The sequence below is a fragment of the Chryseobacterium formosense genome (genome assembly GCF_900116415.1).
GTDB classification, from domain to species: domain Bacteria; phylum Bacteroidota; class Bacteroidia; order Flavobacteriales; family Weeksellaceae; genus Chryseobacterium; species Chryseobacterium formosense.
This window is the reverse complement of record NZ_FPAP01000008.1, coordinates 23,667-39,017: the sequence shown is the minus strand read 5'-3', so window position 1 is coordinate 39,017 and position 15,351 is coordinate 23,667. Positions and strand designations below refer to the sequence as shown.

The window sequence follows — 15,351 nt, the reverse complement described above, 5'->3', positions numbered from 1 at the left end:
AAAGTAATGCTGTTCTCAGTTTTCGTTTGAAAACGTTATTTCATGATTTTATCGGTAATGGCAGTTTTAATTTTACCACTGTTGTTTATGATTTTTATTTTAAAATTGCTTTCTTTTGACGAACTGTTTACTACATAAAGTTCGTTTTTAAAATCGATTTTTGTTACAACAGAATCGTTTTTCGGAAGAACTTTTGTTTGGTTCTTATTAGTTACATACTTCAGATCATCAGTTTTGGAGGTGTTATATAAAACCACATTTAAATTTTCTTTTGATGAATTTTTGATCTGAAGGTTTTTCTGTGCAGGAATTGGCCACTGATTTCTGTATAAATGTCTTCCTTTTGAAATCTGGAATGACGATAGGATTAAAGTTAATGCAAAAACCGCTGTAGCAGAGTAAACTGTTGTCTTTTTCATTATATAGTAAATGTTTTGATTTAAATTAATTCAATATTTAATGAATTATTGCAAATATATAATTTCTTTGCTGAAATAAAAGATATTTTATGTAGATTTAATCAAGACATATAGAATTAAAAAAACGTAACCATGAGAATTTAGGTCTGATATTTGTAAGTCTTATCAAACTCAAATGAACCATTGTACTTTATGAAAAACATGACTTTGAAAAGATCAATCATTTACACATTATTTTTCGCATTGTTTCTTACTTCCTGTAAAAAGGATGAGGTCGCAAGCAGTGATCCGCAAACTCCATCTTCAGAAGAAATTGCAAAAAATACTTCTGATCCGGATTCTATCAAAGCAAAACCGGTCGAAGAATCTGCACCGCCAATGATGCAGGAAAATGGCTTCTACAATGCTTTTGCCATTCCGAAAGATAAAAAGCTGAGAGATTCGCTATATGCAGTTTTCAGTAAAAAATATAATGAAAGAGAGCGATATGCAATTTTGGCATTAAACCGTTTAGATTCAAAAAGCAAATGGAATTCTGATACCTTGGTTGTACCTGCAAAAATAGATACGACTTTAATGGCATACTCACCTTTCCCATTACAGCTTGATATTTTGAGTGATGTGAAGAAATTTGTGATATTTTCGTATCCGATTCAGGCTTATGCCGTGTATTCGAACGGGGCATTGGTAAAATGGGGGCCGACAAGTATGGGTAAAAAATCGGCTCAGACTGATCGAGGATTAATGTTTGCGAATTGGAAAAAGAAACTGGCAATTTCCACCGTCAAAAGCGAATGGAAACTTCCATATAATTTTAATATTCACAACACCCACGGAATCGGGTGGCATCAGTATGATTTACCAGGTTACCCTGCATCACATTCGTGTTTAAGATTATTGATGAAGGATGCAATCTGGCTATACAATTACGCCGATACCTGGATTTTGAATCCGGGTGGAGCAACAACGAAGGCAAAAGGAACTCCGGTGATGGTTTTTGGTGATTATCCTTGGGGAAAAAGAAAACCCTGGAGAAACCTTCTAAATGATCCTAATGCTAACAATATTTCTGTGGAAGAAATGACGAAAATGATTCAGCCCAATGTTGAGAAAATGATTTTTGAGCAGACTAATCGTGAAAAAGTTGCCGATTCGATCAAGACAGCAAAAGCTTCAGAAGCAGCGGCTGTTCAGGAAACTGAAGTTTTAGAAAATTAAATAGTTTTTTCAAATTTTAAAGTAGATTCCTCCGCAAACCTGCGGAGTTTTTTCATTTCGTCTTTTGCTTTACTTTGCCCGAATCTCGCAGCGGCGTAAGTTGTAGCAATAAAAATAAGCATCAGAAAAGAAGCGTTCAAAGCCCATGGATATTCATTGCTATTAATTTGATTTTCTACATAATACATCGTAAAAAAAGTCATCCACATAATGGTAAAAAGGAAATAGAGAAACATAAAAAAAGTCCATACTGCCGAACTTGGTCCGAAAACTCCCCGGATGACGGTAATTTCTTCATCAAGCTCTGTTCGAAGTGCTAAACACGGCTTCCAATAGTTATCATCTTTGGTCAATACAGAAATTGTCGCCACTTCTTTATTTACATTTCCTGTAAATTCGTCTTTGTGTTCTGCCAGATAATTTTTCAGGTTTTCCGCATAAGATTCTTTGCTGAGATGGGTGTACATTTTAAATCTCGGTCTGTTTCTTATTTTATCTAAAGTGGTTTCTTTGGTTTCCATATTTTATTCTTGATAAGGGATTGGGTCTTCTAATGTGAAGGAGAATTTCAGTTCCACGCCTTTTCTATCAATAGTCATGCTAATTGTTTTGCCTTCTTCCGATTTCATCATCTCCATAATCTTGTTTAAGGTCATATCAGCGGTTTTTCTTCCGTTGATAACGATTAATTTATCGTCTTTTTTGAGTCCGGCTTTGTAAGCTGGAGAATCTTTTCGAACTCCGGCGATTGAAAACAAGGGTTTTAAAATAAATTTATACTGCAGATTACTATTGTATAATTCACCGTTTCCGGCGGTGGATTTTTCGTTTAAAGTTCTGAACGTTAAATAATCTTTTTCCCATTGAAGCCCGTCTTGCTTAAAATCGAGTCCGCTCATATTAAAATGAAAAGGATCATCATAATTTCTGTTTTTTCTAAGATATAATTTTTCGTTCTGATAATCGAAAGCGACGGTGAATCTTCTCATAATATCGCCTCCGAGAGAACCTTTCCTGTCTTTCACTAAGTTTAGATGCTGAATAGAATATTCATCGGGCATTGCGGTCAAAGGTTTTTCAAATTTAAAACCACCCAGATAAAAATTATGGATGCGGCTTCGTTTTCCATAAATATCACCGTTGAAACCTCTTCCCAAAAAATCTTCAATATTCGGACGATTGTAAACAAAATCTTTTATCAGAGTCGGAAATAACCAGATTGCATCACTATTGCCAAGATCAATCAGAAGTTTTGATGTTTTCTTTTCATTGGTCATTTCTACCTCGATATCAATGTAAGGTTTACTTTTTTCAATAGAAATAGGCAGTTCATCAAATTTTTGAACTTTTTTTAGAAATAACTGTTGATCTTTAAAAACAGTTATTTTCTTTGAGCTGTAATCGATGATTATGGGATAATCTTTAAAAAAATGATAACCTAAAATACCGTTGACGGGAATTCCAACATGTGGAGAAATATTAAAATCTTCATCCAGAATGATGTAAAGCATTAATGAATTATTGACGATGTGGTTTCCGATCTTGGCAATATTACGGTCAGATTTAAAACCTTCAATGCTTGCATTTCCTCCTAATCCTGAAAATTTCATTTTTTCCATTGAGGGAAGTGTCATTTCTTTATTTTCTAAACTGAAAATTGTGTTTTCGGCGACTCCGGTATCCAGAAGAAATGTGAGCTCAACTCCGTTTACAGTCATCGGAATAAAGATCAGATTATTGATAAACTTAAAAGGAATAACAACTTTTCTGGCGTTTTTTATTTCAAAATTATTCTGGGCATTCATGAAAATGCTCAAAAACAAAATTGATATTAAAAACCATGATTTCATTTACTGAATTTAGTAAAATATATCACATGTAACAAAAAAAACATTCTTCGGAAAGAATGTTTATTATTTTGAAAATCTTAAAAAATGTTATTTTGAGAAGAATTCCATCAGATCGATATAGTTTTTCTGATTGACCCCATGACCGCTCATATATTCTCTGAACGTAAAATATGCGCTCAGATCATAAAGCATGTCTGCTGCTTTTCTTCCCCACTCCAAAGGAATAATGGCATCATCGGTTCCGTGAGAAACGAAGAAACGCAGATTTTGAAGTTTCTTTTTGTCTTTTACAATGTCAGTAAGCAGCTTTTCTTCAGGATAACAGCTTAGGCAGGCCACTTTACTGAATAAATCAGGATATTGCAAAGATAAGGCATAACATAAAATCCCACCCTGGCTGAAACCGCACAAATGTGTTTTACCAGTCGTAAGACCATAGTTGTTTACAATTTTCATGATGTTTTCAGTAACTGCCGCTAATGATTCTTTTGCCTGATCGATGTCAATAAATTTTTCAGGGTTATTAAAATCGATATCATACCATGAGTATCCTTCAAACTGAGTGGTTTTTGGAGCTCTGAAACTCACGATGATCCAGTCTTCCGGAAGGCTTTCTCTGAAACTGAAAAGATCCTGCTCATTGCTTCCGTAACCGTGAAGCATAAATAGGATGGAAGTATCGGGTGTAATATTTTCGGGTTCTCTTACGATGTAATCTAAATTCATACAGCAAATATAATTATTAATGAATGATTTTTTAATTGATAATTAATGAACTTAAAATATTTGAAATCTATATAAATAACTGCGTAAAAGTCTTTTGTTGATTTGATATTATTTAGAAATCTTTATTGGAAATTTTACATAAAAGTTATTTTTATATTGATAAAAAACCTATATTTGAAACATTAAAAAATCTATTTGGAGAAATGAAGCAATTTTACAAATCAAAAAATTTACTTAGACTTTCATTTTTAGCAGTGATATTACTTTCAGTAGCTTCTGTTTTTAATTCTTGTAAAGATGATGAAGAAGATCAGTTTCAGGATCACCTGGTACAATTTGAAGCAAAAATAGTTAACGGAGGTACGGCTCCAACTCCTCCTGTGAGCACTTTCAAAACCATTGTAAGTCAGGTAGGAATTAAGCAGGAAACTTTATATGATTCTCCTGGTTTGGTATGGACGAGCGGTGAGTTTTTTGTAAACTCAAGCCAGTCGCAGTTGAATTTAGCTGCAAATGCAAACCTTCTGAATGCTGATTCTAAACTGATCGTATCCATCTATATCGATGGTGAGATTGCAGAAACAGATACCATCGAAGGAAGCGGAACGAAAGAGGTTGCAGTTGCACACAGCTTTCTTGAATTATAATTGAATAAAATTATATATATAAAACCTCCGGATTTTTCGGAGGTTTTTTTGTTTAGATACTTTCCTTGTGCATAATTCCCCATTTTTCCAGTTCTTCAATGACGGGTTTTAATTTGTAACCGATTTCTGTTAATTCATACTCAACTCTGGGCGGAACTTCTGCGAAAACCGTTCTTGTAATAATTTTATCTTCCTCCAATCTTCGCAATTGGAGTGTGAGCATTCGTTCTGTTATGTTTCCCAGGCTTTTTCTTAATTCGCCAAATCTCAGTTTTCCGTTGATTAAATAACTGCAAATAGCGAGAGACCATTGTCCGCCTATCATTTTTGATGCATAGAGTTCCGGACATTCGTCTGTGAGCGCTTTTTTGTTGGCAAAATTGGTTGAGGTTTCTTTTATTTTAGTCATACTTACATTTTTTATAGTACCATACAATGGGTTGCTAATATCGTAAATGTAAGTTACGGCTATTATTTTTGTAAAAGAAATTTTAAAATATGAAAACATTAATTATAGTAACACACCCTAAAATGGAGGAATCTTTAATCAACAAAAGATGGGTGGAAGAATTAAATAAATATCCTGAAAAATACAAGCTTCATCAATTGTATGAAAATTATCCTGATGAAATTATTGATATTAAAAAAGAACAGGAACTAGTTGAAGCCTATGATAAAATTGTTTTCCAGTTTCCGTTTTACTGGTTCAGCAGTCCGTCTTTGCTTAAGAAATGGTTTGATGAAGTTCTTTTGCACGGCTGGGCTTACGGAAGTAAAAGCGGATATAAAGTGGGTGGAAAAAAGGTTGCTTTGGCAATATCTGCAGGTGTGGATAACGAAGATTTCAGTGCTGATGGAAAGTATAGACATACGGTGATAGAATTTACGAGACCGTTTGAATTGAGCTTTGAGTATGTGAAAGCCGATTATCAGAAGCCTTTTGTTTATTATGGTCTGGAGCATAATGTTTCTAAAGAATGGATTGAAAAAAGCGTTCCTCTTTATTTGAATTTTATCGATAATCTGTAAACATTCATCTAAAGTAAACTGTCGATAATCTTTTGTCGACAGTTTGCTTTATCTTTGTTTCATTTTAAATCAATAAAACCTAAACTTCATTTGAAGAATCTTAAATATTATTTAGCTGCCATTTTTGCTTTTGCCACTTGGGGTACATTTAGTCTGGTCTTAAAGCCATTACATGATTATGCTTCTTTAGACATTCTTTTTTACAGGGTTTTCAGCTGTGCGGTTATTATGTCGGTGGTATCATTGCTATTCAGACGAACGAAGCTGAAAGAGAATATGAAAATTTTCAAAGGTTTTGACAAAAAAATAAGCAGAAAGTAATCGGATTAAATATTCTGAGTAGCATTTTGCTCACCGGAAACTGGTTTTCATTTATTTATGTAATGAATCATATCAGTGTAAGAGCAACTTCTGTTGCCTATCTTGTTTGCCCGATTATTACAACGATTCTGGCATTTTTTATCCTGCGAGAAAAGCTTACAAAATTACAATGGCTCTCAGTCTTTCTGAGTGCGGTTGGTTGTGTTTTGCTTTCATATTCGAATTTGATTGATATGGCTTATAGCAGTGTTATTGGGGCTACTTATGCGTGTTATCTGATCATTCAAAGTATCAATTCTAAATTTGATAAATTTTTGATACTGAACTTTCATATGATTTTAGCATCATTTATTTTATTGCCTTTTTTCCCAGCCTATTCTGGACCGATTCCGTCAGATTTTCAATTCTATCTGTATGTCGAAATTATCGCTGTAATGTATACAATTGTTCCGTTATTACTAAATCTGTATGCTTTATCGGGAATAGCTTCTTCTAAAGTTGGAATGATTTTAAATATCAATCCGATTATTGCATTTATTTTGGCGGGAGCTGTTTTTCATGAATCACTCGGACTTTTACAGATCGTATCGTATTCAATTATTTTTATTGCAGTTATTGTGTTTAATGCAAAAGAAATTTTCAGGTTGAAAACTGAGGAAGCTTTTTAAATTTAATTATAAAAAATAGCCTACTGACAAACAGTTGTCAACAGTTTATATTAACTTTATCGTAAAATTTGTTACAATGAGTTATTGTTCAGCGATTGAAAGAATGCAACCTGAAAGCAGGAAAGAACTACATAAAAACTACCACGATAATCATTACGGATTTCCGATTCATAATGACAATGAGCTTTTTGGAAGATTAATTATGGAAATCAATCAGGCTGGTTTGAGCTGGGAAACTATTTTAAAAAAAGAAGAGAGTTTCAGAAAAGCTTACGATCAGTTTGATATTAAAAAAGTGGCTTCTTATTCAGAAGAAGACAGAGAAAGATTACTGAATGATCCCGGGATTATCAGAAATAAATTAAAAGTAAACGCTGCGATCGAAAACGCAAAAACCATTATTCAGCTACAACAGGAATTCGGCTCGTTTGAAAAATGGCTCGAACATCATCATCCAAAGACTTTACCGGAATGGATGAAACTTTTTAAAAAGACATTTAAATTTACAGGCGGAGAAATCGTGAATGAATTTCTGATGAGCATTGGTTATTTAAAAGGAGCTCATGCAGAAGGATGTTCTGTACATGATGAAATTCTGAAGCATAATCCGATGTGGAAAAATTTAGATTAGGGTTGAGCTTGAGTTTAATTTTCATCTAAAATTTTGTAAAATTTTAGATTCTTTTATTTGTAGTTTTAATTTCGGCGGCGGCAAAGCCGCCGCCGAAATTAAAACTATCTAAGATTTCTTACTGTAACATCAGGTTTTTCACCCTGTGGAACGATAAAAATTGCATCATCATTAATCGTGTCTCCCGCATCAAAATAATAACTTCCGATAACAGGAAGAATACTGGTCGTCATTTTTCCAGATTTATCATAAGCAGAATATGAAACATTAATGGTCTGCGCTTTCATTTTAAGCTGAATTTTTTTTGAAGTCAGCTTTGCTCCTGTTGCGTTGATGCAGTCCAGCTCTACAATTCCGATATTCGTAACGATTTGCGGATAAGAAGTTAAACGGATATTATAAGATTTATCAGAATTATTTTTAACGGAAGCCGAAACTTTATATCGGTCAAATGCTTTTCCGTGAACATCAATGCTTTCTTTATTGGTGAGATTGAAGCTTACCTTCATTCCGTTTACATCAATACTCTCACCATCGGAAATTTTTTGAGCCTGACAAAAATTACTGAAACTTAAGAATGTAAGAACAAAGAATAAAAGGATTGAACTTTTCATAGGGTTTTTAGTTTTGTGGTTGGTAGTGTAAAGATAATGAAATAGTTTCATTTTTTTTTATATTAATTCCATAGTGTGATAAAAACGAGTAAATCACTTTTAAACATTGTCTTTCCGACGAAGGCGGAGTCTCAAAGTATTTATTACAATTGGCTTTAAAATTTCTTTTAAATTAGTGTGGAATTTAACCGTTTTATGCTTCGAATAACCCAATTCATACTATTTGTTCAAAATCAGATTAATTCTCCTTTCCGCCTCTTCTTCAGAAATTCCATCATAACAATCTCTCACGAAACGGTCGTCATGAGAACTATGCGGAAGAACCAATGGTCGCCCTAAAGAATTGTCTACTTCTACATTTGTTGGGACGGAATCATAGTCATAATCAGGCAAATAATTAGCTAACCATCCGAAATAAACAGCAGTAAATTCTTTATTATCATAGTTATCAACATATTCATTAAAGCTTTTTTCGCCTAGAGAAACCCAGACTCCGTATTCAAGATTTTGGCAACCATCAATCACGTTCTGTATGAGAACTGCTCGTATAAAATAAAAGGTTTCAGTATCACATCTGATGATACAAAAATCAGAAGTTAATTCAGAATTTTTCTTTTCTTCATCAGAAAGATCCATATACAGAGATGGTGAATCATAGGCAATTGCGGGCCATTCTTCTTTTTCTTCGCCACAGCATGAGCAGATGTATTTCATATTTTAATATTTCTCAATTTGACTTTTCAAACGTTCAATTAACATCGTAATAATTCGTTTATTAAAAACCTTACTGTCAGAATTATAGATCTTCATTTCCTCTAAAATAAACATACCAATCGTCATTCCAATAAGAGTGTTTTTTAATACCAAATCGTTTTGTAGACTTTGTTCAATAAACAAATTTTTCTTCGCTGTAGATAACAGATTGAAATCGGCATTTTGTCGAGTTGCATAATTTGTAAAAAACGAAAGATACAAATCATTCTGTAATTTTAAAATAGGACGTAAAGTCTGGTTTTGAAATTTTTCTTCTAAAGTTGTAGTTTCTGAAATAGGAATGTTTAAAGATTCTCGTAAGTCAATTTTGGTAGGCATTATTATATAAATGTTGTTAGATTTAAAACGACAAAGTGATGATTCAAAATATGTTATTCCGACGAAGAAGGAATCTCAATAGCTTGCTCGTAATTACTCAAACATTTTCTTTGTAGCATGAGGAATAATGAAATATAGCATCTGACTGTCTTCTCCATCTTTCATTTCCAATATATCAACAAAATATCCATTTTTATCTCTTCCAGAAGCCATTTTTCCAATTTTTGTTCCGAATGCTTTTCTTATAAAGTCTTGTCCATCTGAAGGATTTAAAGCAAACATGGGAGTATCAATAGATTTTCCATCTCCACTGTAAATCATAGCTTTGAAAATCATAGTAGTTTTCATAAGATAAGAATCTGCTAATGTCTGATTACCATTTTTATAATGAGCGTATGACAATTCAAACAAAGTTTTTAAATCAAATGGATGATTAGTAATGAATTTATTACCTTCTTTAATTGCCTCATCAAATTTTTGGTCATCGTTTAGTTTGTATAAATTTCTGGCAAATTCTAAATCTTTATAAGGTTTATAATGAGCATTATCGGTAAAACTAATTAGTAATGCTAAGACTTGTTTGTCATTAAGTGTCGTATCAATTTTGTTAAATCTATCCAGTAATTTATCGTAGCTTAAATTTGAGTTTTTATCCTTTGTTTCTTTAAGTATATTTTCGAAATCTTTTTTATATTCAAAATTTCTCTGACTAAAGATTAAAAGAGGAATCAGTAAAAACAAAAAGGTAATTTTTTTCATACTATTATTAATTATTCTCAAAAATACTAGAAAATTTCTGATTCTAATATTTTTAAATTAAAACTAAAAAAAACTCATCAACACTAAAAAAAATCTTACTCTCCAACCCAAATCACCCCACCGTCGGCGTATCCTCTTCCTTCAAAATCTTTTTCTCTTTCATGGCAACCATCATGCGTTCGTATTTATATTTCGTCCAGTCGAATTGGTTGAGGAAATCGAGGGCGGCAACAAATCCGGCATTGAAAAGCTGTTCTTTCTCTTCTCTTTTCATGAAGAAATTCAGCCAGTTGCTCGTTCCGCAGTTGACGGTTTTTATGCTGTAGAGATTGTAGAATGAGTTCTTGGTGAGGAAAGATTTATCGTTGAAACCACGCAAAGTATCAATGATATTTCCGGTGTAGGAAAGGGGAGTTCTCATGATTTGTTCGCTGGTTTTTCCTTTTTCCTTCAGTATGTCAGACTCGCTTGTGAGCTGTACACCGAATAGCGGAAGTCTCGGATAAAAAATATCGTTCATGTGAAAGACATCAATCGGAAAATTGGAAATACTTCCGCCGTCGATAAAAATTCCGACAGGGAAAATATTTTCTTTCGTAGTGTTCATCCAGAATTTCCAGGCGTATTTTACCGAATCATCGTCTTTGTTGATGAGCTTTTGCATCGGTTCGAAAAAGAAAGGAACAGACATCGAGGCACGGACAAATTCTGCCGGACTGATGTGTTTCAGCTCTTCTTCAGACCAATATAAATTGGCCATCGTAGGAAGCTCAACTTTTATTTTGGCATTGATGTCGGTCGTAACGACAATGTATTCAGATTTGAGCTGATAAAACGGATTGTTCTTATAATAATCATTGTTTTCGGCGCTTTCAAAGTATATTCTATATCGGGTTTCATCGATGTGCTCGAGATTATTCATCTTGATTTCTTCAATTCCGTTAAGAGCGTTGGTGTAAAATTCCATACCGTTGCCGTAACGGTAATTAAGATTGAGTTTATGGTCTTTCTGAATAAATTTTTTGTTGAGTTCTGCCACCGTTTTAATTCCGAAATCATCCAGCACTTTTTTCATTGTTTCTTCAAAAACATTTCCGGGATTCAGTCCGCTGTTGCTTTTTGTGAAATTGTGATAAAGTTTTTTGAGGATTAAAAGAATGATAATCAAAGGAACAAGCGGAATCAAGAAGTAAAGTTTGGCTTCACTTGTGGTTTCAGAAGATAAAATAAAAGGTAAAGTGACCAATCCAATGGTGAGAATAATAGCGATGATCAAATTTATTTTAAAGAAATTTTTGTTGTTGAGCATTGCATGAATGGTACTTTTCACATAGCTTTTTCCATCCATAAAATCTGCAAAATTCCAGTTGAATAATATTTCTTTGATGATTTCGCTTTTGGCTTCTTCTTTGGTTTTGCAGGCAGCAATCAGCATGGTGTTGATGGCTCCTGCGCTGGTTCCGGCAACTTTCAGAAAACGGATTCCAAAAATTTCCAAGCCGTACAAATAACCAACCAACGCACTTCCCCAAACTCCGCCTCCTTCCTGTACAAATTCTATATATTGATTTCCTTCAGCATCCAGAAGGTCAGAGAATTCTCTGTTCGAAATATTTTCGTGCAGTGCTTTCAATTTTTCTTTGGATTCCTGAGAAAGTACATTTTCATCAAGGATTTTTTGGAGGATTTCGGGTTTCATGATTTTGGTTTGGTGTTTTGTTGGTTAAGCGCAAAGGCGCAAAGTTTTTGGTGAAATTATTTTGTTATAAGGCGCAAGAAAATCAAAGATTTTCAAAATATTCTCAATCAATTTATCTTGATAAAATCCTTGCGCCTTAATAGTTTTAAGTTTTATAAATTTCCTTGTGTCTTTGCGTTTAACCTATATAATTTTTCTCTCGCAGATTGAGCTGATTTTGCAGATAAATGAATGAAAAAAATCTGCGTTATCTGTTAAATCTGCGGGAATATCTTACCATTGCTTTCTTCTGGCATAAATAAAAGTAATAATCACAATTAATCCCATTACACCTAAAGTATAAAAATATCCTTGCTTGGTATGTAATTCAGGCATATTATCGAAGTTCATACCATACAAACCGGCAATAAATGTGATGGGTAAAAAGTAAACCGAATAAATTGCCAGAACTTTCATCACCTGATTCGCTTTTTGATCAGACAACGCAAGAAACATTGAAATAAGGTTGGTAATCTGAATATTTAAATGATCAAAATCGGCAACAACATCTTTGTGCTTATCTTTTAAATCTACAAATTCAGAATCGGGAAGATTGAGCAGTTTAAACTTATCAATAGCATCGGTAGAAACAGTCAAAACCCTCGAATTCAAGCCTGATTTTCTTTTTAATTTATAAAGCCTGCGAATCTGATTGGTGTGATTGGTATTTTTAAGGAAGATCTCGTTTTCGATATTATCCATGGTTTCAAATAAACTCAAAGATTCATCGTCAAAGCTTTTCATGATGACCAAAGCGATTTTTAAAGCGATTTTTCCCGGAGAACAAACTTCCTGATGTAATGAAAGTTCTTTCTTGGTTTCAGAAATACTCAATGCCTTCATTCTATGAACCGTAATAATCGTATTATCTAAAAGGAAAATTCCAATTTTGGTACTGATATCGCTTATCGTGTTCAGGTTTTTTCTTTCCAGTTCGGTACTTTCACGCAAAAGGAAAAATTTCACATTTCCATCTTCCTCATACTTGGGTAAATGATTGGGATCTAAAGTATCTTCAAGAAGGAGATTGTTGATTTCGTAGCGTTCGTGAAGGTATTTCATATCTTCTGCAGTAGGCGCTTCCACGTCTATCCATTCGCATCCCGAATCTCTGTAAATTGTTTCTATTGGCATAAAGTAAATTTACTGTAAAAATTGAAATTGTATGTATTAAATAAATTTTATCTTTACCAAAATTAGAAAATCGATATGATTAAAAGTACAATAAAGGGGATCGGATTTCACGTTCCGGATCATGTTGTTACCAATGATGATTTAGCGAAACTGATGACCACCAATGATGAATGGATTACCGAGCGCACCGGAATTAAAGAAAGGAGGCACAGAGAAAATAGAAATGATGCGCAGGAAACTACAGCATACTTAGGTTTCAAAGCTTCAGAAAAAGCATTACAGCACGCTGGTTTAGCAGCAAAAGATATCGATTATATTGTTTTTGCAACACTTTCACCGGATTATTATTTCCCTGGATGCGGCGTTTTGTTGCAGGATATGTTGGGTTGCGATACCATCGGAGCATTGGATGTAAGAAACCAATGTTCGGGCTTTGTCTATGCGATGAGTGTTGCGAATGCTTTTATTAAATCAGGAACCTATAAAAATATTCTGGTTGTAGGTGCTGAAATTCATTCTTTCGGACTTGATTTTTCTGATGAAGGAAGAGGAGTTTCTGTGATTTTCGGAGATGGAGCAGGAGCGATTGTACTTTCTGCAACGGAAGATGAAAATGCGGGAGATATTTTGGCCGTAAATATGCATTCTGAAGGAAAATTTGCCGATGAATTATGCACTCAGTTTCCGGGATCTAAGTTCGGTTGGAGTGACAGAATGAGAAAAGAACCGGAAAATGTGACCAATAAAGAAGTTTACCCGATCATGAACGGAAATTTTGTTTTCAAACATGCCGTAACCAGATTCCCTGAAACCATGCAGGAAGCTTTGGATAAAGCCGGAAAAACAATTGAAGATCTGGATATGTTTATTCCGCATCAGGCAAATTTGAGAATTGCTCAGTTCGTACAGCAGAAATTTGGATTGCCTGATGAAAAAATCCACAATAATATTCAGAAGTACGGAAACACAACAGCAGCTTCTATTCCGATTGCTTTGAGTGAAGCGATAGAATTGGGCAAAATCAAAAGGGGAGATTTGGTTCTTCTTTCTGCTTTTGGAAGCGGGTTTACCTGGGGAAGTGTTTTGTTTGAGTATTAATCTTTTTATAGAATAAAATTGAAGTACGTCATTTAGAGTAATTTTTTACAAAAAACTGTATCGAGAAATTTGATATGTAATCGGAAGTTCTCGATACGCTTCGCTACTCGAACTAACTAAAAGTAAAGTTAAGATAATAAAACAAAAAGTCCGCTGAAAATATTTTCAGCGGACTTTTTCATATTTTAAAATTAAAAGCTTACAGGCTGTTTAATAATTTTTCTGTATCTGCGGTATCTTCACCAGCAGCTTTCCCAAGCTCCACTGATTTTTGTGCCCAGATTTTAGCGTTTTTCTTATCACCGATTTTATTGTAAAGGTTCGCCAAAGTATCTGTGTTGGCATAGCTTTCTTTTTTCGTTACAGATTCCTGTGCCCATTTTACGGCAGTTTCCAAAGAAGATTTTGTCGTAACGTTTTCAAAGAAATTCCATGCTAAAGAGTTTAACTGATCTGCATTTAAAGCCGAAACATCCTGATTAAGCTCAAGTGTTAGCTTTTCATAAGTTGCAATGTCCTTATCTTTCAAAGCTCTGCTAGCTTTCGCTCTTTTTAAGATTTTTTCAGACTCATCTTTTGTAAGAAATTTTTGGCTTTCAGCAAGAAAATATGTATCATTCCATTTTTTTGTATCGGTATTGTAAGCTTTTGCCATTACCGTATTTACTTTTACATTTTTATCCATTGCAGCATATTGTTGCTCAGGAAGCATTTTTGTAATATCAGCTTTTCTTTCTGTAAAAACCTTGTAAGCTGCACCATCCGTGCTCTTCATTGCCTGAAAAAGAAGACCAAGGTTATCCTGATTAAATTCAGGTTTAGCAGCAAAATAACGCTCGATTACTTTATTAGAAAAATCGGTGTCATTATAAATAATAAGATTGGCAAGATTTAATAAAAATTCAGGATCTTTTTCGCCTTTTTCGAATTTTTGTTTCAAAGCAGTCAGTCTTTTGTTTGGATCTCCTGCATCCATTGCAAACTGGATGAAATCTTTTTCTTCAACATATCCGATGGTTCTGTGAACTTCTTCACCGTCTCCGTTGATGAAAAGATAGGTAGGAAATACTTTTACATTGTATTTTTTGGCCAGATCAATTCCTTCACCTTTTTCCATGTCGATTTTTGCATTTACGAAATGTTCGTTGTAATAATCACCAACAGGTTTTAAAGGGAAAATATTTTTCACCATTAATTTACATGGTCCGCACCAAACGGCATAGGCATCAATAAAAACAAGTTTGTTTTCTTTCTTTGCTTTTGCTAAAATAGTTTTGAAGTTGCTGCCTTCTTCAAATTTAATTCCCTGTGCAAATGCAAGTGCTGCAAAGAACAGGAGTGATAATATCGCTGTTTTTTTCATGAATTTTTTTTGTTGGATACAAATGTAATAATTAAGTTAAATAA

The 15,351-nt window shown here is 33.8% G+C and carries 19 protein-coding genes; 7 read left to right on the top strand and 12 right to left on the bottom strand.

All coding sequences use genetic code 11. From position 1 onward, the window contains the following. Window positions 1–35 precede the first annotated feature (35 nt). Window positions 36–419, bottom strand: coding sequence for a hypothetical protein (locus BM371_RS19745; protein WP_034679727.1), 384 nt, complete (start codon window positions 417–419; stop codon window positions 36–38). A gap of 201 nt (window positions 420–620) precedes the next feature. On the opposite strand from BM371_RS19745, the gene BM371_RS19740 reads away from it, so the two are divergent. Next, window positions 621–1,637 (top strand): L,D-transpeptidase, encoded by a 1,017-nt coding sequence (locus BM371_RS19740; RefSeq protein ID WP_228376820.1) that lies wholly within the window; start codon window positions 621–623, stop codon window positions 1,635–1,637. Here BM371_RS19740 and BM371_RS19735 read toward each other — a convergent pair. From BM371_RS19735 to BM371_RS19725, 3 genes are all read right to left on the bottom strand, one after another. After that, the gene (locus BM371_RS19735; protein ID WP_034679725.1) at window positions 1,634–2,158 is read right to left on the bottom strand and encodes a hypothetical protein; all 525 of its coding nucleotides are present in this window, start codon (window positions 2,156–2,158) and stop codon (window positions 1,634–1,636) included. The two genes, BM371_RS19740 and BM371_RS19735, sit on opposite strands and share 4 nt — an antisense overlap. A 3-nt stretch (window positions 2,159–2,161) precedes the next feature. Beyond that, on the bottom strand, window positions 2,162–3,487 hold the full coding sequence (locus tag BM371_RS19730; RefSeq protein WP_034679722.1) for a retropepsin-like aspartic protease: 1,326 nt from the start codon (window positions 3,485–3,487) through the stop codon (window positions 2,162–2,164). An 87-nt stretch (window positions 3,488–3,574) separates the two neighbouring features. Continuing rightward, a complete protein-coding gene (locus tag BM371_RS19725) occupies window positions 3,575–4,213 on the bottom strand; it encodes an alpha/beta hydrolase (RefSeq protein ID WP_034679719.1) in 639 nt (212 codons plus the stop codon). Window positions 4,214–4,416: 203 nt separating this feature from the next. On the opposite strand from BM371_RS19725, the gene BM371_RS19720 reads away from it, so the two are divergent. Beyond that, window positions 4,417–4,860 carry a hypothetical protein gene (locus BM371_RS19720; protein WP_034679792.1) on the top strand — a complete coding sequence of 148 codons (444 nt, stop codon included), beginning with the start codon at window positions 4,417–4,419 and terminating at the stop codon, window positions 4,858–4,860. 52 nt (window positions 4,861–4,912) lie between these two features. Here the strand turns inward: BM371_RS19720 and BM371_RS19715 are convergent, their stop codons facing one another. After that, window positions 4,913–5,269 (bottom strand): winged helix-turn-helix transcriptional regulator, encoded by a 357-nt coding sequence (locus BM371_RS19715; RefSeq protein ID WP_034679716.1) that lies wholly within the window; start codon window positions 5,267–5,269, stop codon window positions 4,913–4,915. A gap of 89 nt (window positions 5,270–5,358) precedes the next feature. On the opposite strand from BM371_RS19715, the gene BM371_RS19710 reads away from it, so the two are divergent. From BM371_RS19710 to BM371_RS19700, 4 genes are all read left to right on the top strand, one after another. Further along, window positions 5,359–5,889 carry an NAD(P)H-dependent oxidoreductase gene (locus BM371_RS19710; RefSeq protein ID WP_034679714.1) on the top strand — a complete coding sequence of 177 codons (531 nt, stop codon included), beginning with the start codon at window positions 5,359–5,361 and terminating at the stop codon, window positions 5,887–5,889. 90 nt (window positions 5,890–5,979) lie between these two features. Next, on the top strand, window positions 5,980–6,210 hold the full coding sequence (locus BM371_RS20845; RefSeq protein ID WP_228376818.1) for a hypothetical protein: 231 nt from the start codon (window positions 5,980–5,982) through the stop codon (window positions 6,208–6,210). Between the two features lie 62 nt (window positions 6,211–6,272). After that, the gene (locus BM371_RS19705; RefSeq protein ID WP_449384788.1) at window positions 6,273–6,878 is read left to right on the top strand and encodes an EamA family transporter; all 606 of its coding nucleotides are present in this window, start codon (window positions 6,273–6,275) and stop codon (window positions 6,876–6,878) included. Window positions 6,879–6,954: 76 nt separating this feature from the next. Continuing rightward, window positions 6,955–7,509, top strand: a complete 555-nt coding sequence (locus BM371_RS19700) for a DNA-3-methyladenine glycosylase I (protein WP_034679710.1) — start codon at window positions 6,955–6,957, stop codon at window positions 7,507–7,509. Window positions 7,510–7,613: 104 nt separating this feature from the next. Here BM371_RS19700 and BM371_RS19695 read toward each other — a convergent pair whose 3' ends face one another. From BM371_RS19695 to BM371_RS19670, 6 genes are all read right to left on the bottom strand, one after another. After that, complete coding sequence (locus tag BM371_RS19695; RefSeq protein WP_034679708.1) at window positions 7,614–8,123, bottom strand: hypothetical protein; 510 nt, start codon at window positions 8,121–8,123, stop codon at window positions 7,614–7,616. Window positions 8,124–8,342: 219 nt separating this feature from the next. Next, on the bottom strand, window positions 8,343–8,837 hold the full coding sequence (locus BM371_RS19690; RefSeq protein ID WP_034679706.1) for a DUF2199 domain-containing protein: 495 nt from the start codon (window positions 8,835–8,837) through the stop codon (window positions 8,343–8,345). Between the two features lie 3 nt (window positions 8,838–8,840). Then, window positions 8,841–9,215 (bottom strand): hypothetical protein, encoded by a 375-nt coding sequence (locus BM371_RS19685; RefSeq protein WP_034679704.1) that lies wholly within the window; start codon window positions 9,213–9,215, stop codon window positions 8,841–8,843. 93 nt (window positions 9,216–9,308) lie between these two features. Continuing rightward, window positions 9,309–9,974: a DUF4919 domain-containing protein gene (locus BM371_RS19680; protein WP_034679701.1), complete on the bottom strand. Its 666-nt coding sequence runs from the start codon at window positions 9,972–9,974 to the stop codon at window positions 9,309–9,311. Window positions 9,975–10,086: 112 nt separating this feature from the next. Then, on the bottom strand, window positions 10,087–11,673 hold the full coding sequence (locus BM371_RS19675) for a patatin-like phospholipase family protein (RefSeq protein ID WP_034679698.1): 1,587 nt from the start codon (window positions 11,671–11,673) through the stop codon (window positions 10,087–10,089). A gap of 273 nt (window positions 11,674–11,946) precedes the next feature. Then, complete coding sequence (locus tag BM371_RS19670) at window positions 11,947–12,846, bottom strand: magnesium transporter CorA family protein (RefSeq protein WP_034679695.1); 900 nt, start codon at window positions 12,844–12,846, stop codon at window positions 11,947–11,949. 75 nt (window positions 12,847–12,921) lie between these two features. Between BM371_RS19670 and BM371_RS19665 the strand changes: the two genes are divergently transcribed. Next, on the top strand, window positions 12,922–13,944 hold the full coding sequence (locus tag BM371_RS19665) for a 3-oxoacyl-ACP synthase III family protein (protein WP_034679693.1): 1,023 nt from the start codon (window positions 12,922–12,924) through the stop codon (window positions 13,942–13,944). Between the two features lie 199 nt (window positions 13,945–14,143). On the opposite strand, the gene BM371_RS19660 is transcribed toward BM371_RS19665, so the two are convergent. Then, window positions 14,144–15,307 (bottom strand): thioredoxin family protein, encoded by a 1,164-nt coding sequence (locus BM371_RS19660; RefSeq protein ID WP_034679690.1) that lies wholly within the window; start codon window positions 15,305–15,307, stop codon window positions 14,144–14,146. Window positions 15,308–15,351 lie beyond the last annotated feature (44 nt).

Coding starts and splice junctions, on each gene's coding strand:
- BM371_RS19695 (WP_034679708.1), bottom strand. CDS start 8,123: ATGAAAAGTTCAATCCTTTTATTCTTTGTTCTTACATTCTTAAGTTTC.
- BM371_RS19670 (WP_034679695.1), bottom strand. CDS start 12,846: ATGCCAATAGAAACAATTTACAGAGATTCGGGATGCGAATGGATAGAC.
- BM371_RS19710 (WP_034679714.1), top strand. CDS start 5,359: ATGAAAACATTAATTATAGTAACACACCCTAAAATGGAGGAATCTTTA.
- BM371_RS19725 (WP_034679719.1), bottom strand. CDS start 4,213: ATGAATTTAGATTACATCGTAAGAGAACCCGAAAATATTACACCCGAT.
- BM371_RS19735 (WP_034679725.1), bottom strand. CDS start 2,158: ATGGAAACCAAAGAAACCACTTTAGATAAAATAAGAAACAGACCGAGA.
- BM371_RS19700 (WP_034679710.1), top strand. CDS start 6,955: ATGAGTTATTGTTCAGCGATTGAAAGAATGCAACCTGAAAGCAGGAAA.
- BM371_RS19685 (WP_034679704.1), bottom strand. CDS start 9,215: ATGCCTACCAAAATTGACTTACGAGAATCTTTAAACATTCCTATTTCA.
- BM371_RS19715 (WP_034679716.1), bottom strand. CDS start 5,269: ATGACTAAAATAAAAGAAACCTCAACCAATTTTGCCAACAAAAAAGCG.
- BM371_RS19730 (WP_034679722.1), bottom strand. CDS start 3,487: ATGAAATCATGGTTTTTAATATCAATTTTGTTTTTGAGCATTTTCATG.
- BM371_RS19740 (WP_228376820.1), top strand. CDS start 621: ATGACTTTGAAAAGATCAATCATTTACACATTATTTTTCGCATTGTTT.
- BM371_RS19660 (WP_034679690.1), bottom strand. CDS start 15,307: ATGAAAAAAACAGCGATATTATCACTCCTGTTCTTTGCAGCACTTGCA.
- BM371_RS19665 (WP_034679693.1), top strand. CDS start 12,922: ATGATTAAAAGTACAATAAAGGGGATCGGATTTCACGTTCCGGATCAT.
- BM371_RS19745 (WP_034679727.1), bottom strand. CDS start 419: ATGAAAAAGACAACAGTTTACTCTGCTACAGCGGTTTTTGCATTAACT.
- BM371_RS19690 (WP_034679706.1), bottom strand. CDS start 8,837: ATGAAATACATCTGCTCATGCTGTGGCGAAGAAAAAGAAGAATGGCCC.
- BM371_RS19675 (WP_034679698.1), bottom strand. CDS start 11,673: ATGAAACCCGAAATCCTCCAAAAAATCCTTGATGAAAATGTACTTTCT.
- BM371_RS19720 (WP_034679792.1), top strand. CDS start 4,417: ATGAAGCAATTTTACAAATCAAAAAATTTACTTAGACTTTCATTTTTA.
- BM371_RS19705 (WP_449384788.1), top strand. CDS start 6,273: ATGAATCATATCAGTGTAAGAGCAACTTCTGTTGCCTATCTTGTTTGC.
- BM371_RS19680 (WP_034679701.1), bottom strand. CDS start 9,974: ATGAAAAAAATTACCTTTTTGTTTTTACTGATTCCTCTTTTAATCTTT.